The sequence below is a fragment of the Salinicola sp. DM10 genome (genome assembly GCF_017306975.2).
Classification (GTDB): Bacteria; Pseudomonadota; Gammaproteobacteria; order Pseudomonadales; family Halomonadaceae; genus Salinicola.
Genome location: NZ_JAFLEN020000001.1, coordinates 1891668 through 1915105 on the forward strand (window position 1 = coordinate 1891668; position 23438 = coordinate 1915105).

The following is a 23438-nucleotide window of genomic DNA, read 5'->3' on the forward strand; positions in this document are numbered from 1 at the left end:
AAAGTACTGCGCGCCAACGGCGGCTATGGTCGAAGTCTTACACGATGTGACGGCGATCGCTGATACTCAGCCGTCGTACCAACGGGCACACTACGCTTTGTCTGAAAAGTACCGCGCTGCGACTTTTCGGGCAGCGCCCCGGCGCCCCTCTCTCCTGTGATCCGATCGGTGGAGACACGATGGACTGGAACATGGCTTATGTCTGGCTGGTGGCAGCCCTGCTGCTGGGGCTGGCCGAACTGCTCTCCGGCGCAATGGTGCTGCTGGCGCTGGCGGTGGCAACGCTGGTCGCGGTGCTGCTGGCCGCGCTCGGCACCTCGCTCACCTGGCAGCTCTTGGGGCTGGGTCTGGCCGCCGGGGTGATGCTGCCGCTGGTGATCAAGGTGATCCGCCCCCGCTTCTCGCCCCGCGGGGTGGCCTACGGCACCACCGGCACGGGTACCGAACGCGGCCAGCGCTACCGCACGCTGAAGCGCGATTTCGATGGCGCCAGCGGCATCGAGATCAACGGCGACTTCTATCGGCTGCGCGTCGCCGACAGCGACACGACCGAGCTGCCCGCCAGCAGCGAGGTCATCTTCCAGCGTTTCGAGGGCACCCTCGCCATCGTCACGCTCCCCCATCATACGGAGTCATCATCATGAATTTCATCGGGCCCGGGCTGCTGATCAGCCTGATCATCGTCGCGCTGGGCGTGATCCTCATCATCAAGGGGCTGGTCATCGTGCGCCAGTCGGAGGTGATGGTGGTCGAGCGTCTCGGCTCCTTCAACCGCCTGCTGGAGAGCGGGATCAACGTAATCATTCCGTTCATCGAGCAGCCGCGGGCGATCAGCATGATCCGCTATCGCAAGCAGGGCGAGGAGTACTACCCGATCTCCACCGAGGAGGTGCGCATCGACCGCCGCGAGACGGTGATGGACTTCCCCGGCCAGCCGGTGGTGACCACCGACAACGTCACCGTCACCATCAACGGCGCGCTCTACTACCAGATCATCGACCCCAAGCGCGCGGTCTACGAGGTCGCCAACATGAGCCAGGCGGTCGAGGTGCTGGCCAAGACCACGTTGCGCTCGGTGGTGGGTAAGATGGAGCTGGACAAGCTGTTCGAGTCCCGCGCCGAGGTCAACAACGCCATCCAGGCGGACATGGAGACGCCGGCCTCCAAGTGGGGGGTCAAGATTACCCGCGTCGAGGTCCAGGACATCGCCATGCCCGAAGAGGTGGAGAGCGCCATGCGCCTGCAGATGGCCGCCGAGCGTAAACGCCGCGCCACGGTGACCGAAGCCGAGGGCGAGAAGTCCGCCGCCATCGCCATGGCCCAGGGCCAGCGTGAATCGGCGATTCTCAACGCCGAGGGCGACAAGCAGTCGGCGATCCTGCGCGCCCAGGGCGAGCAGGAGTCGATCAAGCTGGTGCTCAACGCCATCGGCGAGAGCGACGAGAACAAGCGCACCGTGGTGGGCTACCTGCTCGGCCAGAGCTACATCAAGGCGCTGCCGAACATGGCCAAGGCGGGCGAGCGGGTCTTCGTGCCTTACGAGTCTTCCGCCCTGCTGGGCAGCATGGGGATGTTCCGCGAGATGGCCGGCTCACCGGAAGATACGGTCGCCAAGCACCTGCGCGACAACGACCTGCAGCGCGGCATGGTCGGCGGCGCCGCCAGCCAGAGCTGAGCGTCGAGTGGCCCGGGCGGGCGCCCGGGCCACCTGAACCCGCCCCTCTCAGCCGAGCTGGAACGGATAGACGTTGCCGATACCCAGCAGGCGGGTGAGTTCGTCCAGCGCTGCCAATGTCTCCTCGGCGAGCTGCGGGTCGGCCAGATCGTCGGGCGTCAGCCGGTCACGGTAGTGACGCTCGACCCACGCCACCAGCTCGGCGTGCAGCCCCTCATCCAGCAGCACGCGCCCGCCCAGGGCGCCGCGCTCCTGCGCCGAGAGTGCCACGCGCAGGCGCAGGCAGGCCGGCCCGCCGCCGTTGCGCATGCTCTGCTTGACGTCCTTGACCAGGATCTCGCCGATCGGGTTGTGTCCGGCCAGCAGCAGATCCTGGATCGCCCGCCACACCGTCTCGTTCTCCTGGCACTCGCCCGGCACCACCAGCGTCATGTCGCCACCGGGGTTCGTGAGCAGCTGCGAGTTGAACAGATAGGTCGAGACCGCCTCCTCCAGGCTGATCGCCTCGCTGGGGACGCGCACCGGGATCAGCGGCGTGGCCATTCGGCTGCGCAGCGCCTCCAGGGTCTGCTCCTCGTCGAGGAACGCCATCTCGTGGTAGAGCAGTACCGGACCGTTGCCCACCGCGATCACATCGTTGTGGAACACGCCGGCATCGATCGCCTCGGGGTGCTGCTGGGCGAACACCGTCTGCGCCTCAGCCAGGCCGTGCTGACGCGCTACCGCCTGGCTGGCCTCCAGCGTCTGGCGCGCGGGGTAACGCTGCGGGCCGCGCTCGCCGCCGAACGCCTGACGTCCGTAGACGTAGAGATGCACGCCGGGCTCGCCATGGTCGCCGCAGAGCCGGGTGTGGTTGGCCGCGCCCTCGTCGGAGAACGCCGGGGTCGCCGGCAGCGCCGAATGATGGGCGAAGTGCGCCGGATCACGGAAGATCGCCGCCAGCACGCGGGCGGTGGTCTCCGGCTCCAGATAGCGGTGAAAGCTCGACTGCAGGTTGGCCGGGGTGAAGTGCACGCGGCCATCCGCGGCGTCGATACTCGGCGTCACCGTGGCGGCATTGGCGGTCCACATGCTCGACGCCGAACACACCGCGCGCAGCAGCTGCGGCGCCTCACGGGCGGCCCGGGTCAGCACCTCGGCATTGCTGCCGGTAAAGCCCAGCGCGCGCAGCGCACCGAGATCGGGGCGCTGCTGCGGCGGCAGCACGCCCTGGGCGTAGCCGGCATCCATCAGCGACTTCATCTTGGCCAGCCCCTGCAGCGCCGCCTCGCGCGGATGGGAGGCGAGCCCGCCGTGGCGCATCGAGGCCACGTTGCCGTGGGCCAGGCCGGCGTAGTTGTGGGTCGGCCCGACCAGACCGTCGAAATTGACCTCGCGCACATCGCTCATCGCGCCGCTCGTCACGTCGCTCATAACGTGACCCCGGGCGGCAGTTCGCCGGGCAGCGTCAGGGTGTCGGACTCCATCGAGGCGACGGGATAGGCGCAGTAGTCGGCGGCGTAGTAGGCGCTGGGGCGGTGGTTGCCGCTGTCGCCGATGCCGCCGAAGGGCGCGTCGCCGGAGGCACCAGTGGTCTGGCGGTTCCAGTTGACGATGCCGGCACGGATGCGCAGCAGAAAGTCGTCCCACTCCGGCTGGTCGCCGCCGATCAGCCCCGCGGAGAGGCCGTAGCGGGTGTCGTTGGCCAGCTCGATGGCATGATCCCAGTCACGATAGCGGTAGACCTTGAGCAGCGGGCCGAAGTGCTCCTCGTCGGGCACCGCGCAGCCGGTGACATCCACCAGCCCCGGCGAGAGCAGGCTGGTACCCGCCTCGAGCGAGGCCATGCGCACGATCACCCGGCCACCGCGTGCTTCGAGATCGGCCTGGGCCGCGAGCAGCCCCTCGGCCGCCGCCGGGCTGACGAGCCCTGCGTAGAACGGCGCCGGCTCGCTGAATGGCGCCGCCACGCGCAGTTTCTGCATCGCCTCGGCCAGCCGCGCGATCAACTGGTCGCCGCTCTCGCCCTCGGGCACGATCAGGCGACGGGCACAGGTGCAGCGCTGCCCGCCGGAGAGAAACGCCGACTGCAGAATGGTCAGCACCACCGCGTCGGGATCGCGTACGTCGCGCACCACCAGCGGGTTGTTGCCGCCCAGTTCGAGCGCCAGGATCTTGCCGATCTGGCCGCCGAACTGGCGGTGCAGCAGGCCGCCGATCTTGGCGCTGCCGGTGAACAGCAGGCCGTCGATATCGCTGTGGCCAGCCAGCGCCTGGCCCACCTCGGCCGCCCCCTGGACGAGATTGATCACGCCGGCAGGCAGACCCGCCGCGACCCAGCACTGCAGGGTCAGATCGGCGGTCATCGGGGTCTGCTCGCTGGGCTTGAACACCACACAGTTGCCCGCCAGCAGTGCCGGCACCATATGCCCGTTGGGCAGATGGCCGGGGAAGTTGTAGGGGCCGAACACCGCCATCACGCCGTGGGGGCGGTGGCGCAACACCGCGCGGGTGCCGTTGGCGTCGCGGGCGCGCTCGCCGGTGCGCTCGTGGTAGGCGTTCAACGAGATGGCGATCTTGCCGATCATCGCGCCGACCTCGGTGCGCGCCTCCCACAGCGGCTTGCCGGTCTCGCGGGCGATGCTCTCGGCCAGCGGCTCACGGTTGGCCTCGAGCTGGTCGCGAAAGCGTTCGACCACCGCCTGGCGCTCGGCCAGCGGGCGGCGGGCCCAGCCGGCAAAGGCGCGCCGCGCCGCACTCACCGCCGCGCCGACCTGCTCCGCGGAGGCGGCATTGGCTTGCCATAGACGCGTGCCGGCGACCGGGTCGTGCTTGGTGAAGGCAGCCGCGGCACCCGCTTGCCACTGGCCGTCGATCAGCAGTTGTTGTGTGGCGTCCATGGTTCCCTCCGGTTGGATTCTGAAAAGTCGGCTCGGCCCGCTGCGGCGCGCCCGCCGGATGCGGCCAGCGCGCCGTCGCTCTGGTGCCGCTCAGGTCTGAAGCAGGCGCAGGGCGTCGCCGCTGGTCACGTCGAGGCGCTTCGCTTCCGCCTCGCTCAGGTGGACCACGCCGTCGGCGTCGGGGCCACGGCCGATGAAGCTGCAGCGGAAGTCCGCCATGCCGGTGGTCGCCGCCAGCCAGCTGGGGCGCTCGGCGTAGTCGAGCTCGCCGCCACTGACCTCGACCAGCGCCCGCTGCGAGTGGCGAATGGCCCCGACGTCATCGATATAGGCCTCCACCGTGGGGCCGCCATCGAAGATGTCGATATAGCCTTCCCAGCGCAGCCCCTCTTTCTTGAGCATCTCCAGCGCCGGGCGGGTCTGCTCGTGGACCTGGCCGATGCACGCCCGCGCCGCCTCGGGCAGAAACGGGGTGTAGATCGGGTACTTGGGCATCAGTTCGCCGATGAAGCTCTTCTGGCCCAGCCCGGTGAGCTGATCCGCCTGCTTGAACTCCATGGGGAAGAAGTGGCTGCCCAGGCACTGCCAGAACGGGCTGATGCCATCGGCATCGATCACCCCGCGCATTTCGGCGAGCACCTTGGCCGGGAAGCCGTCGCGGAACTCCGCCATGAACAGCCAGCGCGCCTTGGACAGCAGCGTGCCGTTGCGGTCGCGGCGATAGGCCGGGCGCAAAAACAGCGAGGCGACCTCGGCATCGCCGGTGTGGTCGGAGCTCAGAAACAGCGTGTCGATGGTGCGATGTAGATCGAGCTGAACCGAGGAGTGGGCGAGTTTGCCCACCCGGTAGTGATAGAAGGGCGTCTCGCGCCCGACTTCCGCCTCGATGGCGCAGCAGCCGGCCAGCTCGCCGCTCTGCTCGTCTTCGAGCACGAAGAAGTAGAGCCGCTCGCACGCGGGTACACGGCCCTCGAAGGCCGCCACCGCCTTGTCGATCTTGGCGACGAGGAAGTCGTGGTCGTTGGGCAGCGAGGTGAAACCGACCCCGGTCTCCTGGGCCAGCGACTTGAGTTCGTCGATATCGTGATGGCTGATGGGTCTCAGACGCATTACAGGTCTCCCTCGTCCAATGCATCCTCGACGTCCGGCAGCGCCAGCGGCGCGACCAGGACCGCCCGCCCCTCCTCCACGCCGAGCAGCTCGGCCTGGGCCTCGGAGAGCAGCAACTGGCCGGTGGGCGTCAGCGCGTAGCGGGCTACGGTGCAGCGAAAATCGGCCAGACGCTGGTTGGCCACCATCGCCGGCTCGGCGTCCGGCAGCGAAGCCGCCGGGCGAATGCGTACCGGATGCCAGCCGCAGTGGTTGAGCGTGCGCAGGCGGGCGCGCTCGCCGCGCAGGACCGGCCCGGCATCGAAGATATCCACGTGGCGCGAGCGCACGAAGCCCTCTGCCAGCATCTCGCCCAGCGCCGGCTCATGGGCCGGATGCTCACGCCCGATCGCCGAACGCGCCTGGGGCGTGAGCAGCGGCAGGTAGAGCGGGAACTGCGGCATCACCTCGGCGATGAAGCTCTTCGAGCGCACCCCGGCGAGCTGATTGATCTCGTGGTAGCCGTGATTGAAGAAGTGGCGCCCGACGCTATCCCAGAACGGCGACGCCCCGCTCTCGTCGAGATAACCGGGAAAGGCCACGCCCAGGGTGTCGGCGAAGCGCTCCGGATACTGGGCGATGAACATCAGCCGCGCGCGCCGCAGCAGCGAGGCGGCGCTGGTACCGCGATAGCGCGCATCCAGCGACAGCGCACACAGTAGCGACACCTCGGACATCTCGTGGGAGAGCGACAGCGTCTGCACTTCATGGCGCAGGTTGAGCTGCTGCGAGGCGTGGATCAGCGTCTCCTGACGGTAGGTGTAGTAGACGTCCTGAGCCCCGGCCTGGGCGCGAATGGTCGCGGTCCCCACGATCTCGCCGATCTCGCGATCCTCGAGCACGAAGGTGTAGCTCTCGTCGCCGGGGAAATCGACATTGTGGGAGAGCGCACGGCAGGAGCGCGCGATGCGCTCCTCGAGGCGGTCACGGTGGGCCGGCAGGTTGGTCAGCCGCGGCGTGGCGCTACTGGCCAGACGCTCGATGGCGCCGAGATCGGACGCCTGGGCCGGACGCACCAGCAGCTGGCCGGCCTCCCGCGCGGTCTCGCCGGCGCGGGTCGCGGGGTCGATGCCACGCATGCCGGTCGACTCACGCACTGGCTGAGACGAGCCGTTCGATGGCCAGTTCCAGGCGCGCCATGCCCTCCTGGATGTCCGCCTCGGGGATCACCAGCGACGGCGCCATGCGCAGCACGTTGGGACCGGCGACCAGCGCCATCAGCCCCTGTTCGAGCGCCAGCGGCAGGATATCCCGCGCCTTGCCCTCGTAGGCGTCGCTCATCTCCGCGCCGATCAGCAGCCCCATGCCGCGGATCTCCTTGAACACGCCGTACTTGCGGTTGATCACTTCGAGATGCTCGCGGAACAGCGCATGCCGACGCTCGACGCCTTCGAGCACCTCGGGGGTATCGATGGTGGTCAGCGCCGCCAGACCCACCGCGCAGGCCAGCGCGTTGCCGCCATAGGTGGAGCCGTGGGTGCCCACCGCCAGCGACGGGGCGACGCGGTCGGTGGTGAGCATGGCGCCGATCGGGAAGCCGCCGCCCAGGGCCTTGGCCGAGGTCAGGATGTCCGGAGTCACGCCGTAGTGCATATAGGTGTAGAGCTTGCCGCTACGACCGACACCCGACTGCACTTCGTCGACCACCAGGAGCGCCTGGTGACGATCGCACAGCTCGCGCAGCCCCTGCAGGAACTCGGGCGTGGCCGGCGTCACGCCGCCCTCACCCTGGATCGGTTCGACCACCACCGCGCAGGTGTCGTCGTCGATCAGCTCGCGCACGCTGTCGAGATCGTTGAAGCGGGCGTGGTGAATGCCGCCGGGCACCGGCCCGAAGCCTTCGGAGTACTTGGGCTGCCCACCGACGCTGACGGTGAACAGGGTGCGGCCGTGGAAGCCCTGCTTGAACGAGATGATCTTGTGCTTGCGCTCGCCGAAGTTGTCGAACGCCCAGCGCCGCGCCAGCTTGAAGGCTGCCTCATTGGCCTCGCCGCCGGAGGAGCAGAAGTAGACCTTGTCGGCGAAGGTGCGCGACACCAGCTCGCGCGCCAGATTCAACGCCGGCTCGTTGGTGTAGACGTTGGAGAGGTGCCACAGCTTGTTGGCCTGGGTGGTCAGGGCATCGACCAGCTTGGGATGGCAGTGACCCAGCGCGTTGACCGCAATGCCGCCGGCGAAGTCGATGTACTCCTTGCCCGCCTGATCCCACAGGCGGCTGCCCTCGCCGCGCACCGGAATTGCCTGCTGCGGCGAGTAGTTGGGCGTCATGTAGCGGTCGAATTCGTCTCTCGTCGGGCTTGCGGCCATCGTGGTCTCCTCACGGTTGGATGCGGTGTTCCTGGCGGCGGGCTGGCGTACACGCCGGGCCAGGACGAATCCGGGCGCACGGCGCCCGGCATTCGCAGGGTATGCAATCGAGTATAAGCAGGCGCCTGGCGCGGGGCTTTCAGCGTTGGGACGGCAAATTGCGAAAAGCGTCCTACGCTTGAAAGTCACGTGAAGCCGGTGCGGGGCGGTGATCGGCGGCGCCGGGCTACGCCCCTGCCAGCCTGCAGTCTACCTGCGCGGCGCCCTCGAGGACCATGTCGGCGCCAGACCCGGGCAGGGTCAGTGCCATGTCAGAGCGCCCGCGTCTCCCCGGCTTCGATTCCCGGACTCAGAGGGTGTTTACAAATTCGTCGAGCGAAGGCAAGACAAGGCAAAATCGGTCGAAAAAGCGGAGTTTACATGGGGTAAATGAGCATTTTGAGGCCGATTTTAACGCCGTATTGCCTAGCGTAGGCATTTTGTAAACACCCTCTCAAGGAGGTTTGCATGCAGATCGATCTCAGTACCAAGCACGCCATCGTCACCGGCTCCACCGCCGGCATCGGCCTGGCCATCGCCAAGGGGCTGGCCCAGGCCGGCGCCAGTGTCACCGTGACCGGACGCACCCAGGAACGCGTCGACCAGGCGATCGCCACCCTCACCCGCGAGGTGCCCGGCGCCAGCATCGACGGCGTGGCCGCCGATCTGGGCAGCGCCGAAGGCTGCCAGACGCTGATCGCGGCGCGCCCCGAGTGCGACATCCTGATCAACAACGTCGGTATCTTCGGCCCCAAGGACTTTTTCGAGATCGAGGACGCCGAGTGGCAGCAGTTCTTCGACGTCAACGTGATGAGCGCGGTGCGCCTGTCGCGTCACTATGCCCAGGGCATGAAGCAGCGCGACTGGGGCCGCATCCAGTTCCTCTCCAGCGAGTCGGCGCTCAATATTCCCGCGGAAATGGTCCACTACGGCATGACCAAGAGCGCGGTGCAGTCGATCTCGCGCGGGCTGGCCAAGGTGCTGGCAGGCACCCGGGTCACCGTCAACGCGGTGCTGCCGGGGCCGACCAAGTCGGAAGGCGTGGGCAAGATGATTGCCAAGATGGCCGCGGAACAGGGCGTGAGCGAGGCCGAGGCGGAAGCCAACTTCGTCAAGGACAACCGCCCCTCCTCGATCATCCAGCGGGTGGCCGAGGTCGAGGAGGTCGCCAACCTGAGCGTCTATCTGGCCTCGGAACAGGCCAGCGCCACCACCGGCGCGGCGATGCGGGTCGAAGGCGGTATCGTCGATACCATGGCCTGACCCTCGGCACCGGCTCTGGCTTGGCATCTGGGGCTGGGCACCTCGAACGACACGTGCCAGCGGTATCACCGCTGGCACGCGTCTTGCGTCGAGCCCGCTGAAACGCCAGCGAGCGTAGCCCGTTTCAGCCCTCGAAGCGCTTGAAGATCACGCTCGCATTCACCCCGCCGAAGCCGAAGGCGTTGCAGATCGCGTGCTCCATCGCCATCGGGCGCGACTCGCCGTGGACCACGTCCATCTCTGCGGCCAGCGGGTCGGGGTCGAGATAGTTGCGGGTCACCGGCGCGACCTGGTCGCGCAGCGCCAGCAGGGTAAAGATCGCCTCGACGCCGCCGGCGGCGCCGAGCAGGTGGCCGGTGGCGGCCTTGGTCGCGCTGATCGCCGGGCGATGCTCGCCGAAGACGCGCTTGACCGCCGCCAGCTCGCCGCGATCCCCCACGGGCGTCGAGGTCGCATGCGCGTTGAGGTGGGCGATGTCGCTGGGGGCCAGGCCGGCCTGACGCAGCGCGATCTGCATCGCCCGGGCGGCGCCCTCGCCATCCTCCGGCCCGGCGGTCAGGTGGTAGGCATCCGAGGTGGTGCCGTAGCCGACCAGCTCGGCGATCGGCGTGGCGCCACGCGCCTGGGCGTGCTCCAGCGTCTCGATCACGATCACCCCGGCGCCCTCGCCCATGACGAAGCCGTCACGGCCCTGATCGAACGGCCGCGAGGCCGCTTCGGGGGTATCGTTGTAGTGGCTGGAGAGCGCCTTCGCCGCGGCGAAGCCACCCAGGCTGACGCGGTCGATACACGCTTCACTGCCGCCGCACACGGCGATCTCCGCCTCGCCGGCGTGGATCATGCGCGCGGCGTCGCCGATCGCCTGCAGGCCGGCGGCGCAGGCGGTCACCGGCGCGGCCAGCGGGCCCTTGAAGCCGTGGCGAATCGAGATGTGGCCGCAGGCCAGGTTGGCCAAAAACGACGGAATGGTGAACGGCGACAGCCGTCGCGGGCCGCGGCTGTCGGTGGTGCGCACCGCATCGGCAATCGCCGGGAAGCCGCCGATACCCGAGCCGATCAGGGTCGCGGTGCGGGTCTTCTCGTCTTCGCTCTGGGGGTACCAGTTGGCCTGTCTGAGCGCGTCGTCGGCGGCTACCACCGCCATCTGGATGAAGCGGTCCATCTTGCGCCGCTCCTTGGGGTCGATGGCGCGGTCGAGATCGAACCCGGCGCTGTCTTCCTCGATGGTGGGCACCGGTCCGCCGACGCCGACGGCGAGGCCCTCGACGGTCTCCGCGGGCAGGCGGCGCAGCCCGGAAGCGCCGGAGAGCAGGCGCTGCCAGACGGTTTCCAGCTGGCAGCCCAGCGGCGAAAGAATGCCCATACCTGTCACTACGATACGTCGCATGACGTTGTCCTTACTGGTCGTTGATCGAATATCACTATTACTGCGGCCGCTGGCCGGTGATCTCGGCGGATGGGGTAACGGCGGCCTCGGCGAGTGGATCTGCCACAGCGGTCTCCCCCGTGGCGGTATCCTGCGTGGGAGAGGTGAACAGGGCCTCCCCTTGGGCCCGTGCACGCTCGGCGCGCTGACGCATCGCCGGCGTGGCGTCGGGTCCGGCGACCATCGCCACGTCGCGTGGTACCAGCGGCGTCCCCCGATGGCGGTCGTAGATGACCGGCACGATCGGCTCGCCGCTGTCACGATGCACCAGTTCGATACCGCGGGCGTCGATCGGCAGGTGGTGCTCGCCCCAGGCGTAGAGTGTCAACAGTACCGGCGCCAAGCCCCGCCCCTTGTCGGTCAGGCGATACTCGAAGCGCGGCGGGCGGGTCTGATAGCGCTGCTTCTCGAGCAGGCCATTGTCGACCATACGCTCGAGACGCCGTGTGAGCATGTTGGAAGCAATACCGAGCCCACGCTGGAACTGATCGAAGCGCGTCGCCCCCTGAAAGGCGTCGCGCAGGATCAGCAGCGTCCAGCTATCCCCCACGCAGGCCAGCGCGCGGGCGATGGGGCAGAGGTCGGGCTCGTCGCTCACTTTCATAATGCAAGCGACTGTACCCGATTCCCCGCGGCAGGGAAAGCCGGTGGCGCCAGCCCCAGGCAGTCTACGGCCGGTCGAAGGCCAGCCGCACCCGCGGCAGCGACTCGCCGAAGCGCTCGACCGTCTCTTCGGCCAGCCGGGTCCAGCCGCGCGCCTCCAGCGCCGGTGCCAGCATCAGGCTGGCATCGATTAGCACGCGGGCGTGGCCGGCGGCGAGCAGCGCCTCCAGTGAGAGTTCAAGCAGGCGCGAGCCGACACCCTGGCGGGTGATCGCGGGCCACACGTAGAGCGTCTCGATGCGCCCGTCGTTGGCGTCGCGCTCGCAGAAGCCGACACAGTGGCCGTCGCACTCCGCGACCAGGGTCGGATAGAGGGCCTGGCGCGCCATCCACGCCTCGGCGGTGCGCGGCAGTGCCGCCGACCACGCCTCGCGCTGAGACAGGGTATAGCGGCTCGACGCCCCCTCCATGACCGCATGGTGAAAGACTTCGGCCTGATCGGCGGCATCCCGCGGCAGCGCTTCTCGAAAGCGGGTACGTTCCAGCATCGGGGTCTCTCCGGATTCGGCATGGGTGGTGAGCCGCGCCATCATCGGGCCAGCACCGGGTTTAGGCAGCTTCAGCGTAGAGCGCCTCAAAGCGTGGAAAGCGCAGCGCGATGTCGCTGGTGGTTTCCAGCAGATGATGCGCCGTCTCATCGCTCCAACTCAAGACCACGAAGTCGGGGCTGGGTCCCATGTCGAACCAGTGCGGCACACCCGCCGGGATCAACAGCAGATCGCCGCGCTCACAGCCGATGACATAGACGCGGCCATTGAGATGGAGATAGAACACCACCTGGCCGTGGAGCAGCAGGTGCCAGTTGTCACTGTCGCTGCGCGATTCGCTGGAGAGACGCTCACGCTCGAGCGTGCCTGCGCTACCGTCGTCGAGATAGTGCGGGCTCATGCCACGCAGCTCGACCCGCCGGCAGCCACTGGTCTGGCCGACCTCGTCGATGATCGGCGTGTAGTGTGCCAGCAGCGCCTCGCTCGGTGCGCGCTCCGGCATCGCCGGCAGCGGGTGATGGCGATAGTGGATCGCACTGGCATCGAGTTCGAGGCGCAGGCGCTCGGGTTCATGGGTCGTCAACAACGGCTGCTCGCCGTCAGCCTCGTGATAGACGCGTAGGAAACTCATCCAACCTCTCCCTGGTATGGCGCGACTCCGGCGCCGTCGAGATGCGTGCAGCCCGCTCCTTCGGGCCGCTCGCGGGGGTGCCACGCTGACAGTATGGCACCGCCTGCGCATCCGGCTAGGCCGGCGCGCGGCTACCCTGTCGTCGCCCCGCGGGTGCGAGTCACGGGCGATGTCGCGCATTGCGCACGGCCGCCGCAGCCGCCACCATGACGCTTTCTCATCCCGCCGCGGCGCTGCCGCGCGGGGTGGCGCCATCATCGGCTTCGGACACGCCCGCCTTGACCACGCCAGATTCCAGATTCGACGCCCCCTCCGGGCCGCTTTCGCTGACCCCGATCGGCACTCTCGCCAGCGACTACCCCGACAAGTTCGGCATTCCGCGCCAGCCGGGGCTGGCCCCCAGCGCGCGTGCCATCCTCTATCTGGAGGCGGCATTCGACGACCCGCTGGCAGTGGAAGGTATCGATGCCTTCAGCCACCTGTGGCTGAGCTTCGTGTTCGACCGCAGCCCGACCACCTGGTCGCCCCGGGTGCGCCCGCCACGCCTGGGCGGTAACCAGCGCGTAGGGGTCTTCGCCAGCCGCAGCACCCACCGCCCCAACCGCCTGGGGTTGTCGCTGGTAGAGCTGGTGGAGGTCGAACTCAGCACCCGGCCCACAGCGGCGGCCGAGCCCATCGCCGGCTCGCCGCTGGCCGCCCGGCGCAGCCGGGTGAAGCTGCACCTGCGCGGCCACGACCTGTGCGACGCCACCCCGATCGTCGATATCCGGCCCTATCTGCCGTGGGCGGAGTCACAGCCGCAGGCGCGAGCCGGCTTCGCCCCGGCTGCCCCCGCGCCCATGGCGGTCGGTTTCAGTGACAGCGCCCGGCGCGCCCTCGCCGCACATGCCGACGGCGCCGGGCTGAGCACACTGATCGAGGAGGTGCTGGCCCAGGACCCGCGCCCGGCCTACCACGCCCGGGCCGGCAGCGACTCGGGACGCGAGTACGGGGTCTGCCTGCGCGACGTCAATGTGCGCTTCCGGGCGATGTCCGACGATACCGGCGACAGCCTGCAGGTGATCGCCATCGAACCGCGCACCAACGGGGCGCTCTGAGATCACAGCGTTTTGGGCTGGTCTGCTGGCGCCGTCCCCGCTAGGGTGCTTACTTCACCGTGATACCGGAGTCTCTTCTACATGTTGAAATCGATCCTGGCGGCCGGGCTCGTCGCCCTGCCGCTGCTCTCGACCTCGGCGCTGGCCGATGCCGATCATCCCCATGTACGCCTGGAGACCAGCCAGGGCAACATCGAGCTCGAACTCGACGCCAAGGCGGCGCCGCGCACGGTGGCCAACTTCCTGCGCTATGTCGACGAGGGGCACTACCAGGGCACGGTGTTCCACCGGGTCATCCCCGACTTCATGATCCAGGGCGGCGGCCTGGATGCGGACCTCGAGCCCAAGCCGACCCATGATCCGATCCCGCTGGAGAAGAGCGGCCTGAAGAACACCCGTGGCACCATCGCCATGGCGCGTACCGCCAATCCGGACTCCGCCACCAGCCAGTTCTTCATCAATCTGGTCGACAACGACGCGCTGAACTATCGCGATCTCTACAACCCCGGCTACACCGTGTTCGGACACGTGGTCTCGGGCATGAACGTCGTCGACAAGATCGCCGAGACGCCCACCGGCCGCCGCGGGCCGCACGCCGACGTGCCGACCCAGCCGATCACCATCGTCGGCGCCGAGCGGGTCGACTGACGCGCGGCTCTGGCATCACAGCTGCGCGAGCCTCATAACGACGAGAGCCCCGGCACCTGGGTGCCGGGGCTCTGTTCATTCAAGCCATCTGGGCTATCGCGCCGCAGGGCGATCCTGGCGGCGGGCAGCCGGGCTCAGTCGAAGCTCATGCCCAGACGCCGGCCGACCTCTTCGTAGGCTTCGATCACCCCGCCCAGCCCCTGACGGAAGCGATCCTTGTCCATCTTCTCGCGGGTCTTGGCATCCCATAGGCGGCAGCCGTCGGGGGAGAACTCGTCACCGAGCACGATCTCGCCGTCGAACACGCCGAACTCGAGCTTGTAGTCGACCAACAGCATGCCGCCATCGAGGAACAGCTGCTTGAGCACCTCGTTGACGCGGAAGGTGAGCGACTTCATGGTCGCCAGCTGCTCGGGCGTCGCCCAGCCGAAGGTCTCGGCCAGCGACTCGTTGATCATCGGGTCGCCCTTCTCGTCGTTCTTGAGGAACAGCTCGAACGTCGGCGGCTCCAGCGCGATACCTTCTTCGACCCCGAGACGCCGCACCAGGCCGCCCGCGGCCAGATTGCGCACCACGCACTCCACCGGGATCATCTCGAGCTTCTTGACCACGCACTCGGTATCGGAGAGCAGCTGATCGAAGTGGGTGGGAATGCCCGCCTCGGCCAGCTTGCTCATGATGAAGGCGTTGAAGCGGTTGTTGACCATGCCCTTGCGTTCCAGCGCTTCCTTCTTCTTGCCGTCGAAGGCGCTGGTGTCGTCGCGGAAGTGCAGCACCAGCCGCTGGGGGTCGTCGCTCAGATAGACCGACTTGGCCTTGCCGGCGTAGAGAAGATCGCGTTTTTGCATGGAGCTGTCTCCGCGTCGCCGCCGTCGGGCGGCTGTCTTGAGGTTGGGTGTCACGCAACGCCGCAGCGGCCGGCCTGTTCAGGCCACCCGCTGCCAGTCGGTGCCGTGGTCCTGGGTCGAGATCATCAGCCGCGACTCGTCGCCGTCGAGCAGCGGCGTCAGCGTTTCCAGGACGCGTTCGGGGTGGTTATTTTGCGCCGAGAGGTGCGAGCACACAATCCGCGCCAGCCGATCCAGGCCGAGCCGCTGCAGCAGCGTCGCCGCCTGGGCGTTGGCCAGATGCCCCCAGCGGCCGGCGACACGGCGCTTGAGGTGGGGCGGATAGGGCCCCTCGGCGAGCATGCGCGGGTCGTGGTTGCACTCGAGGAAGAGCGCGTCGCAGTGGCGGAACGCCTCGACCACGTGCGCCGTGGGGTGACCGAGGTCGGTCAGCAGCCCCAGACTGCGCGCCTGGGCGCGGATCCGGAACTGGATCGGTTCACGGGCATCGTGGGGCACAGTCACCGGGTCGATCTCCAGCCCGCCGATGGCGAAGCGCGACTGGGGCGTGAGCAGATCGAGCTCGGGCACCTCGCCGAGCTTGCCCGCAAGCCAGCTGCCGGCGCTCAGGTGTACTGGCAAACGGTAACGCCGCGCCAGGGCACCGACGCCGGTGATGTGGTCGCTATGCTCATGGGTCACCAGCAGCGCCGAGAGCTGGCGCGGATGTACGCCGAGCCGCGCCATGCGACGTTCGGCCTCGCGCATGCCGAAGCCGCAGTCGACCAGGATCAGCGTCTCGCCGTCGCTGACCAGGGTCGCGTTGCCCTTGCTGCCACTGCCCAGCGAGGCGAAGTAGAGCCCGGGCGCGGCCCCCGGCGCCAGCGGCGACCCCTGCACCATCAGCGCAGGGTCGCGGCGATGGCGTCGAGCAGGTCGCGCGCTTCGATCGGCGGCACCGGCTTGCCTTTGGGGTCGGTCACGGTCACCGAGGTGAGCGCGGCCTGGGACGCGAGCTGCAGACGATACGGGCGCGCCTCGTCACTGCCGCCGCCGAACCAGTCGAACCAGCCGCCGCCCTGATCCTCGGGGCGATAGTCGACGAAGAACTCGCCGGCGCTGCGGTTCTGGTCGACCAGCTTGAGGCGCTGCTGGTCGAAGCCGTTCTGGAGCTGGTAGTAGAGCTCGGACCAGGCGCGGTTGGCATCCAGGGCAAGATTGAGCTGCCAGGTGCCGTCGCGATTGATCAGCTTGACCCGCTCGCTCTGGTCGAGCGGCTGGGCCGCCAGGGAGACACCGCTGTCGCTGGCGCCGCTGGCCTCCAGATAGGCCTTGATCCCGCTCAGGCACTGGCCGGCATCGCCGATATCGCAGCGCACCTCACTGGTGCCGCTGCGCAAGCCCTGACGCAGGCTGATCGCGCCCTGGGCGGTCTGAATACGCCCCTTGGCGGGGTCGATGTCGGTGGCGCGCACGCCGTGGTCGACGGCGAAGCCCTGCAGCCGCGGCCACACGCTGGCCGGCGCGGCGTTGACCAGCAGCCAGCGCTCGTTGCCCGCCTGGCGCGCCTCGACGAACGGCTGTCCCTCGCTCGGCCCCGCCGCCAGCGGCTGCGGCCGCGGCGCGTCGGTATCCGAAGAGGCCATGAAGTCGCTGTCCGCCTGGGGCACCGGCATCGAGTCCTGATAGCGGATCGGGTTGCTCGACGACGGCAGCTGCAGCGGTTCGCTCATCTTGGCATCGCGATACTCGTCATCGCGATTGTAGTAATAACCATCCTGGAACAGACCGCAGCCCGACAGCGTCAGCGTCGCGCACAGCACCAGGGGCATCCCTTTGAGGATGGGCTTCATGCATCCACCTTTGTTCGAAGCAAGTCTATTCGGCATCCGGCGTGCGCCGGCTCACGCGGTCTCGATTCCGGCCAGCTGCAATGCCTCGCCGACGCTGCCGTGGTAGCGCTCGGAGAGCCAGGTCAGCGGCAGGCGAATGCCCTTGTCGGCGTAGCCCATGCGGTTGAGCGCCCACTTCACCGGAATCGGATTGGACTCGATCCCCAGTGCGGTGTGCAGCGGCGCCAGGCGCGCGTTGATCTGGTGGGCACGCTCGTGGTTACCGCCGGCGGCGGCCACGCACAGTTCGTGCATCGCCTTGGGCGCGACGTTGGCGGTCACCGAGATATCGCCGTGGCCGCCCATCAGCATGAAGTCGCAAGCGGTGGGGTCGTCACCGGAGTAGAGCGCGAAGTCGCTGCCCTTGAGGCGGTCGATCAGCTCCTCGGCGCGCTCCAGGTTGCCGGTGGCATCCTTGAGCCCGACGATGCGTTCGAGCTCGGCGAGACGGAAGACGGTCTCGTTGTAGATATCCGAGCAGGTGCGCCCCGGCACGTTGTAGAGAATGATCGGCAGCTCGCTGGCCTCGGCGACCGCCTTGAAGTGCTGGTACAAGCCTTCCTGGGTCGGCTTGTTGTAGTAGGGCGCCACGGACAGGCAGCAGTCGGCCCCGACCTCGCTGGCGTAGCGCGCCAGCTCCACCGCCTCGGCGGTGTTGTTGGCCCCGGTGCCGGCGATCACCGGGATGCGCCCGCCGACCTCCTCCACCACCGTGCGGATCACATCGAAGTGCTCGGCGAACGACATGGTGGTCGGCTCACCGGTGGTGCCGGCGGCGACGATGGCGTCGGTGCCCTGGTCGAGATGGAAGTTCACCAGGCGGCGCAGCGCCTCCCAGTCGATCTCGCCACCGGGCTTCATCGGTGTCGCCAAGGCGACGATGCTGCCTGTGATCATGTTGCGTTTCTCTCCCTTATGACCTGACGGGCGCGTGGGCCTGGCACAGGATTGCAAGACATGGACCAAAAACAAGACATGGGCCAAAAACAAGACACGGGCCAGAATGGAGGCCATCGCCAGGCCCGATAGGCCGCTCCGGACGCCCGCGGCACTGCCCGCGCTACGCTTTTCGCAAACACCGAATGGTACTCAGGCTGCCGCGACCTGTACAGCCGCGCCGCCGCCCCTGCTGCCCCCGGCGGCGCCCACGCCACCGAGCATTGACCGCCGAGATCGGCTATCGTTCGATGCCAGTGGCACGCTGACTCGCATCAACCGCCGAAGCGTGCCCCTGTTTCCCCGTCTTCACGGCTCATGGGAGGCCAGCATGACACTCAGCATCGGACAACCGGTCGAGGACTTCTCCGCCGAGGCCACCAGCGACACCACCTTCCGCCTCAGCGACTACCGCGGCCAGCAGGTGGTGATCTACTTCTATCCCAAGGACAGCACCCCCGGCTGCACCACCGAAGGAGGCGACTTCCGCGACAACATCGACGCCTTCCGCGCCGCCAACACCGTGGTGGTCGGGGTCTCCCGCGACGGCCTCAAGGCGCACGAGAACTTCAAGGCCAAGCAGGGCTTTCCGTTCGAGCTGATCTCGGATCGCGACGAAGCGGTGTGCCGTCAGTTCGACGTGATCAAGCTCAAGAAGATGTACGGCAAGGAGCACCTGGGCGTGGAGCGCAGCACCTTCCTGATCGACGCCGAGGGCAAGCTCGCCCGCGAGTGGCGCGGGGTCAAGGTACCGGGCCACGTCGACGAGGTGCTCGCCGCGGCCCAGGAACTCAACGGCTGAACACCCTCACTGAGATGTGATCTCGGCCTGGTTGGCGATACCCCGCGGCCAGGCCTGGACCAGCGCCTTGATCAGGGTCGCCAGAGGAATGGCGAAGAAGATGCCCCAGAAGCCCCACAGCCCGCCGAAGAAGAGCACCGCCAGGATGATCGAGACCGGATGCAGGTCGACCGCTTCCGAGAACAGGATCGGCACCAGCACGTTGCCATCCAGCGCCTGCAGAATGGCGTAGGCCAGCAGCACGTAGAAGAACTGCTCGCCCATGCCGAAGTGGAAGCCCGCCACCGCGGCGACCGGCAGCGTGGCCACCGCCGCGCCGATATAGGGCACCAGCACCGACAGCCCCACCACCAGCCCTAGCAGCGCCGCATAAGGCAGCCCGAAGGCCCAGAAGGTGATGAAGGCGACACTGCCGACGATGATGATCTCGATGGTCTTGCCGCGCACGTAGTTGGCGATCTGATCGTCCATCTCCTGCCACACCCGCGTCATCAGCGTGCGCTGGCGCGGCAGCAGCGAGAGCAGGAAGGCCACCAGGCGCTCGCGATCCTTGAGCATGAAGAAGACCAGGATCGGCACCAGCACCAGATAGATGATCAGCGCCATCAGACTGCCCAGCGAGGCGAGCGAGAGGGTCAGCGCGCGCTGGCCCAGGGTAGAGGCCTGGCGCCCGGCGGAGGCGATCCAGCCCTGGATCTGATCCGGGGTCACCACCGTGGGATAGCGCGCCTGCAGCTCATCGAGCCAGAGCTGGCTGCTGGCGAACATGCGCGGCGCCTCCTGTACCAGCTCCACCAGCTGATTCCACACCAGCGGCAGCACGATCAGCGCCAGCGCCAACAGCGCGCCGAGGAACAGCAGGAACACCAGCCCCACCGCCAGCAGCCGTGGCAGCCCGCGGCGTTCGAGCCAGCCGACCACGCCCTGCAGCAGAAAGGCCACCACCAGCGCGGTGAAAAAGGGCGCCAGCGCCTGCCCCATCCAGATCACCACGGCGAAACCGCCGACCAGCAGCGCCAGCAGGACGATCGCCTGTTCGTCGGAGAGGTAGCGCTCGAACCACTGCCGCAATACGCCTTTCAAACTCATGCCTCGCTATCCTTACCCGCCTTGCGCAGCCAGTAGCGGTAACTCCCCGCCGCGGCCGTGCGCTCGACCAGAATGTGCCGGCTGTGCGCGGCGAAACTCTCGAAATCCCGCCACGAGCCGGCGTCGGTGGCGACCACTTCGAGCAGCTCCCCCGGCTGCATGCCGGCGAGCGCCTGCTTGGCCTTGAGCAGCGGTAACGGACAGCTCAGACCCGAGGCGTCGAGCCGATGATCGGGGGCGTGAGACATGACACTTCCTGCATCGGATGAGTGGGCAGCGGGGCGACAGTTGCATACCCTGGGGTTTGCAGGCAACGTCTGCCACAGGCTGCGGTCGAAGGCATCATAGCGCAGAACCGACAGCGACTTCCGTCGCTTTCGTCGGCGTCCATACGAGAAGGTCGATGATCAAGAGATTGCATGCGCGCGCGTCGCGCGGAGTGCTGCTGGGCACGCTGGCCGTCGCGGCTCTCGGGCTCGGCGGGGCGCCTGCCCTGGCACAGCAGACTGGCATGGAGAGCCCTCAGCGGGCTGGTATAGAGAGCCCTCAGCGGGCCGGTATGGAGAGCCCTCAGCGGGCCGGTATGGAAAGCCCCCAACCATCCGGCGGGGGGAGCTATCAACTGCCCGATATGGGCAGTACCAGCGCCACCGTCACCACCAGCGACGAGCACCGCCTAGGACGTGCCTGGCTACGCCAGTTCCGCGCCCAGACCGACCCCTGGCAGGACCCCATCGCCCAGACCTACGTCCGGTCGATTCTCGCCCGGCTGGTGCCCTACAGCGGCGTCGACGACCAGCTGGTGGTGACGCTGATCGACAGCCGCCTGCTCAACGCCTTCGCCGTTCCCGGCGGTATCGTCGGGGTCAACGCCGGCCTGTTCGCCTCGGCCCCGGACGAGGACGAATTCGCCTCGGTGCTGGCCCACGAGCTGGGCCACCTGGCCCAGCGCCACTACGCCCGGCGCATGGCGCGTATCGAACAGACCCAGCTACCGACCATGGCCGCCATGCTCGCCGGGATGATCATCGCCGCCGGTGGCGGCGGTGGCGCCGGGCTGGCGACCATGGTCGGCTCCACCGCCGCCTTCGCCCAGGACCAGCTGGCCTACTCGCGACGCTTCGAGCAGGAGGCCGACCGCGTGGGGCTCAACGCCATGGCCAAGGCGGGCTTCGACCCGCAGGCGATGCCGAAGATGTTCCGCTCGCTGCAGAAGCTGGCCACGCTGCAGGGCGGCAACCCGCCGGAGTTCCTGCTCACCCACCCGGTCACCGAATCGCGCATCAGCGACACCCAGGCGCGCGCCGACCAGCTACCCTCGCCACCCGCCCACGACGACACGGCTTACGCCATGATACGCGCCCGCGCGCTGCTGCTGCTCAATCAGGATACGCCCTCCCAGGCGCTGACCGAGCTCGAACAGGATCACCCGCCCGAAGCTGCGGTGCGCTATCTGCAGGCGCTGCTCGCGGCCCGGCAGGCACACTACAGCGAGGCGCTGGCGACCCTCGACGCGCTGGCCAAGTCCCACCCGGATCTATCGATGATCCCCGCTACCGCCGCGCAGATCGCCTTCGACGCCGACGACCGCCCCGGCGCCCTGGAACGGGCGCGGCGCATCCTGCGGCTCTCCCCTGGCTACTTCCCGGCGCAGTGGGTCGAGGCCGAGGCGCTTTTGCAGATGCAGCCGGGCCAGGCCTTCGATGTCCTGCGTGGGATGAGCGAACAGTACCCGGAAGACCCCAACGTGTTCGGCCTGCTGGCCGAAGCCGCCGGGCGCAGCGGGCGCGAAACCTGGGGCCAGCTGGCGCGGGCCGAGCAGTTGCAGCTCGAAGGACAGATCGACACCGCGATCCGCCAGCTCGACTCGGCCAGCGAGAGCGCCAAGCGCAGCGGCGACTACGCCATGGCCAGCCGGATCGCGCAGCGGCGCCAGGATTTTCTCGACTATCGCGAGGCGATGCAGAACTTCTGAGCGACGCACATGCTGGCGGCATCGGGACCCGCTGCTCGTCGCCCCAAGTCGTTATCTCAATCGCTCGCCAACGCCGCAGCGATCGCATCGAATAGCGACATCGGCTCGATCACCATCCGCCCCATCGGCTTGGGCGCCGCAGCGTGCTGCACGATCACCAGCTCGCGCCGCGGATTGACGTAGAGATACTGGCCGTGAATGCCGCGCGCCGCGAAGGCGCGATCGCGGCGCGAGGGCTCGGTCCAGCCGCTCCACCACATGTAGCCGTAGTCGATCGACTCGCCGCCGGCGAGCACGCTCGGCTGCGTGGCCTCGGCAATCCACCCTGACGGCAGCAGAGACGCCCCCGCCACACAGCCGCCTTCGATCAAAAACTGACCGAAGCGGGCGTAGTCACGCAGGGTCGCGGCGATGCCGCTGCCGCCGATCTCGACGCCCCGCGGCGACGCCAGCCACCAGGTGGCATCCGCTTCCATGCCATAGGGCTGCCACAGTTTCTGGGCCAGGTAGTCGGCCAGCGGACGCCCCACGGCACGGCTGACCATCTCCGCCAGGATCTGGGTCTCGCCGGTGCTGTAGTTGTGCCGCGTACCCGCCGGCGCCACCCGCGGCAGCGTCGCCATCAGCGCCATCGCCGCATCCGGGCGCTGTTCGAGCTGGGCCGCCAGCAGCGCCCGGCGGTCGGAGCCCGGGTCAGTGTAGGTCTCGTTCCAGCCCACCCCGGAGGCCATCAGCAGCAGCTCGCGCAGGGTCACCGCGGTATAGGCGCTACCGGCCAGCGCCGGCACGTAGTCGCCCACCCGCGCAGCCAGCCCCTCGGCGATGGCACCGTCGTGGATCGCCATGCCGGCGAGCGTCGAGGTCACCGACTTGGCCACCGACATCGACATCCAGCGGGTATCAGGGCCATTGCCGCGCTGATAGGTCTCGTAGCGGATCTCCCCGCGGTGCAGCACCAGAAAGCCGGTGACGCTGTTCAGCGCCAGGTAGTCGTAGAGATCGTAGTGCTCGTCACCCTGCGCCACGCTGATCTCGCCCAGCGCCCGGGGCGAGCGTGGCAACTCACGCACCGCTGCGCCGGCGGCGATGGTTCGCGACGGAAACAGGCGCTGGATATTGCGATAGGTCGATACCGCCAGATCCGGCGTCAGGTGACCCGAGTAGGCATCGGTGACGCTGCCGATCGGCTCCGCGGCATGGCGGTAGCCGGCGGTATGGGCAGCGGTGTGGTCGAGTGACCCTGGGGGCATGGCGATTCTCCTCGGCGAATCCCCCATCTCTATCACAATTGCGTGCCTGGTAGCTTCGCACTCGCCTGCCGCATCGACGATATGGGCGACGACATCAGCGACAACGCAAGACACAGCAGACTATGGGCTGTCGGAAACGGGCAACTGGAAACGGGGCGACGTGCCAGGGAGAGCGAAAACGAAGAAGCAATGGTGGGTCGTGTAGGATTCGAACCTACGACCAATTGGTTAAAAGCCAACTGCTCTACCAACTGAGCTAACGACCCATTGCAGACGATCGACGAGGGTGTCGGATCGATTGCCGAGAACGGCGAGGGAGAGATCGATGGTGGGTCGTGTAGGATTCGAACCTACGACCAATTGGTTAAAAGCCAACTGCTCTACCAACTGAGCTAACGACCC

23 protein-coding genes and 2 tRNA genes are annotated in these 23438 nt (G+C 68.0%); 7 read left to right on the forward strand and 18 right to left on the reverse strand.

Annotated elements, in window-relative coordinates:
- Window positions 1–179 precede the first annotated feature (179 nt).
- Window positions 180–644 (forward strand): NfeD family protein, encoded by a 465-nt coding sequence (locus J0A90_RS08410; protein WP_207033475.1) that lies wholly within the window; start codon window positions 180–182, stop codon window positions 642–644.
- On the forward strand, window positions 641–1675 hold the full coding sequence (locus tag J0A90_RS08415; RefSeq protein WP_207033477.1) for an SPFH domain-containing protein: 1035 nt from the start codon (window positions 641–643) through the stop codon (window positions 1673–1675). Before J0A90_RS08410 ends, J0A90_RS08415 begins: the two co-directional genes overlap by 4 nt.
- Before the next feature lie 48 nt (window positions 1676–1723).
- On the opposite strand, the gene astB is transcribed toward J0A90_RS08415, so the two are convergent.
- The 5 genes from astB to J0A90_RS08440 all read right to left on the reverse strand — a co-directional run bounded on the left by astB (window position 1724) and on the right by J0A90_RS08440 (window position 8010).
- Window positions 1724–3088 carry an N-succinylarginine dihydrolase gene (gene astB / locus J0A90_RS08420; protein ID WP_207033479.1) on the reverse strand — a complete coding sequence of 455 codons (1365 nt, stop codon included), beginning with the start codon at window positions 3086–3088 and terminating at the stop codon, window positions 1724–1726.
- Complete coding sequence (gene astD, locus J0A90_RS08425) at window positions 3085–4554, reverse strand: succinylglutamate-semialdehyde dehydrogenase (protein ID WP_207033481.1); 1470 nt, start codon at window positions 4552–4554, stop codon at window positions 3085–3087. The genes astB and astD overlap by 4 nt, the downstream gene beginning before the upstream one ends.
- A gap of 90 nt (window positions 4555–4644) precedes the next feature.
- Window positions 4645–5664, reverse strand: coding sequence for an arginine N-succinyltransferase (gene astA, locus J0A90_RS08430; protein WP_207033484.1), 1020 nt, complete (start codon window positions 5662–5664; stop codon window positions 4645–4647).
- The gene (locus tag J0A90_RS08435) at window positions 5664–6782 is read right to left on the reverse strand and encodes an arginine N-succinyltransferase (RefSeq protein ID WP_207033486.1); all 1119 of its coding nucleotides are present in this window, start codon (window positions 6780–6782) and stop codon (window positions 5664–5666) included. Before J0A90_RS08435 ends, astA begins: the two co-directional genes overlap by 1 nt.
- 10 nt (window positions 6783–6792) lie before the next feature.
- A complete protein-coding gene (locus tag J0A90_RS08440; protein WP_207033488.1) occupies window positions 6793–8010 on the reverse strand; it encodes an aspartate aminotransferase family protein in 1218 nt (405 codons plus the stop codon).
- A gap of 507 nt (window positions 8011–8517) precedes the next feature.
- On the opposite strand from J0A90_RS08440, the gene J0A90_RS08445 reads away from it, so the two are divergent.
- Window positions 8518–9312, forward strand: coding sequence for an SDR family NAD(P)-dependent oxidoreductase (locus J0A90_RS08445; RefSeq protein WP_207033490.1), 795 nt, complete (start codon window positions 8518–8520; stop codon window positions 9310–9312).
- Window positions 9313–9436: 124 nt separating this feature from the next.
- Here J0A90_RS08445 and fabF read toward each other — a convergent pair whose 3' ends face one another.
- From fabF to J0A90_RS08465, 4 genes are all read right to left on the reverse strand, one after another.
- Window positions 9437–10699: a beta-ketoacyl-ACP synthase II gene (gene fabF, locus J0A90_RS08450; protein WP_207033493.1), complete on the reverse strand. Its 1263-nt coding sequence runs from the start codon at window positions 10697–10699 to the stop codon at window positions 9437–9439.
- A 37-nt stretch (window positions 10700–10736) separates the two neighbouring features.
- Window positions 10737–11342: a helix-turn-helix domain-containing protein gene (locus J0A90_RS08455; protein ID WP_207033495.1), complete on the reverse strand. Its 606-nt coding sequence runs from the start codon at window positions 11340–11342 to the stop codon at window positions 10737–10739.
- A gap of 64 nt (window positions 11343–11406) precedes the next feature.
- Entirely contained in the window at window positions 11407–11889 is a 483-nt protein-coding gene (locus J0A90_RS08460) for a GNAT family N-acetyltransferase (protein WP_233076621.1), read from the reverse strand.
- A 61-nt stretch (window positions 11890–11950) separates the two neighbouring features.
- Window positions 11951–12520, reverse strand: coding sequence for a cupin (locus J0A90_RS08465; protein WP_207033497.1), 570 nt, complete (start codon window positions 12518–12520; stop codon window positions 11951–11953).
- A gap of 278 nt (window positions 12521–12798) precedes the next feature.
- Between J0A90_RS08465 and tsaA the strand changes: the two genes are divergently transcribed.
- Window positions 12799–13617: a tRNA (N6-threonylcarbamoyladenosine(37)-N6)-methyltransferase TrmO gene (tsaA, locus tag J0A90_RS08470; RefSeq protein WP_233076622.1), complete on the forward strand. Its 819-nt coding sequence runs from the start codon at window positions 12799–12801 to the stop codon at window positions 13615–13617.
- Between the two features lie 81 nt (window positions 13618–13698).
- Window positions 13699–14265, forward strand: a complete 567-nt coding sequence (locus J0A90_RS08475) for a peptidylprolyl isomerase (protein WP_207033501.1) — start codon at window positions 13699–13701, stop codon at window positions 14263–14265.
- 134 nt (window positions 14266–14399) lie between these two features.
- Here the strand turns inward: J0A90_RS08475 and purC are convergent, their stop codons facing one another.
- The 4 genes from purC to dapA form a co-directional block, all read right to left on the reverse strand.
- On the reverse strand, window positions 14400–15113 hold the full coding sequence (purC, locus tag J0A90_RS08480) for a phosphoribosylaminoimidazolesuccinocarboxamide synthase (protein WP_207033503.1): 714 nt from the start codon (window positions 15111–15113) through the stop codon (window positions 14400–14402).
- Between the two features lie 78 nt (window positions 15114–15191).
- A complete protein-coding gene (locus J0A90_RS08485) occupies window positions 15192–15995 on the reverse strand; it encodes an MBL fold metallo-hydrolase (RefSeq protein WP_035477161.1) in 804 nt (267 codons plus the stop codon).
- On the reverse strand, window positions 15995–16945 hold the full coding sequence (gene bamC / locus J0A90_RS08490) for an outer membrane protein assembly factor BamC (RefSeq protein ID WP_207033504.1): 951 nt from the start codon (window positions 16943–16945) through the stop codon (window positions 15995–15997). The genes J0A90_RS08485 and bamC overlap by 1 nt, the downstream gene beginning before the upstream one ends.
- 51 nt (window positions 16946–16996) lie before the next feature.
- Window positions 16997–17881, reverse strand: a complete 885-nt coding sequence (gene dapA / locus J0A90_RS08495) for a 4-hydroxy-tetrahydrodipicolinate synthase (protein WP_035477167.1) — start codon at window positions 17879–17881, stop codon at window positions 16997–16999.
- 370 nt (window positions 17882–18251) lie between these two features.
- On the opposite strand from dapA, the gene J0A90_RS08500 reads away from it, so the two are divergent.
- Window positions 18252–18722, forward strand: a complete 471-nt coding sequence (locus J0A90_RS08500) for a peroxiredoxin (RefSeq protein WP_207033506.1) — start codon at window positions 18252–18254, stop codon at window positions 18720–18722.
- A gap of 6 nt (window positions 18723–18728) precedes the next feature.
- On the opposite strand, the gene J0A90_RS08505 is transcribed toward J0A90_RS08500, so the two are convergent.
- The gene (locus J0A90_RS08505) at window positions 18729–19811 is read right to left on the reverse strand and encodes an AI-2E family transporter (RefSeq protein WP_207033508.1); all 1083 of its coding nucleotides are present in this window, start codon (window positions 19809–19811) and stop codon (window positions 18729–18731) included.
- Window positions 19808–20059 (reverse strand): sulfurtransferase TusA family protein, encoded by a 252-nt coding sequence (locus J0A90_RS08510; RefSeq protein ID WP_207033511.1) that lies wholly within the window; start codon window positions 20057–20059, stop codon window positions 19808–19810. Before J0A90_RS08510 ends, J0A90_RS08505 begins: the two co-directional genes overlap by 4 nt.
- Window positions 20060–20214: 155 nt before the next feature.
- Here J0A90_RS08510 and J0A90_RS08515 point away from each other — a divergent pair, with 155 nt between their 5' ends.
- Window positions 20215–21786 (forward strand): M48 family metalloprotease, encoded by a 1572-nt coding sequence (locus J0A90_RS08515; protein WP_233076623.1) that lies wholly within the window; start codon window positions 20215–20217, stop codon window positions 21784–21786.
- A 56-nt stretch (window positions 21787–21842) separates the two neighbouring features.
- Here the strand turns inward: J0A90_RS08515 and J0A90_RS08520 are convergent, their stop codons facing one another.
- The 3 genes from J0A90_RS08520 to J0A90_RS08530 all read right to left on the reverse strand — a co-directional run bounded on the left by J0A90_RS08520 (window position 21843) and on the right by J0A90_RS08530 (window position 23438).
- Window positions 21843–23036, reverse strand: coding sequence for a serine hydrolase (locus tag J0A90_RS08520; protein ID WP_207033513.1), 1194 nt, complete (start codon window positions 23034–23036; stop codon window positions 21843–21845).
- A gap of 190 nt (window positions 23037–23226) precedes the next feature.
- Window positions 23227–23302 (reverse strand) — tRNA-Lys (locus J0A90_RS08525).
- Window positions 23303–23362: 60 nt separating this feature from the next.
- Window positions 23363–23438: transfer RNA gene (locus J0A90_RS08530), tRNA-Lys, on the reverse strand.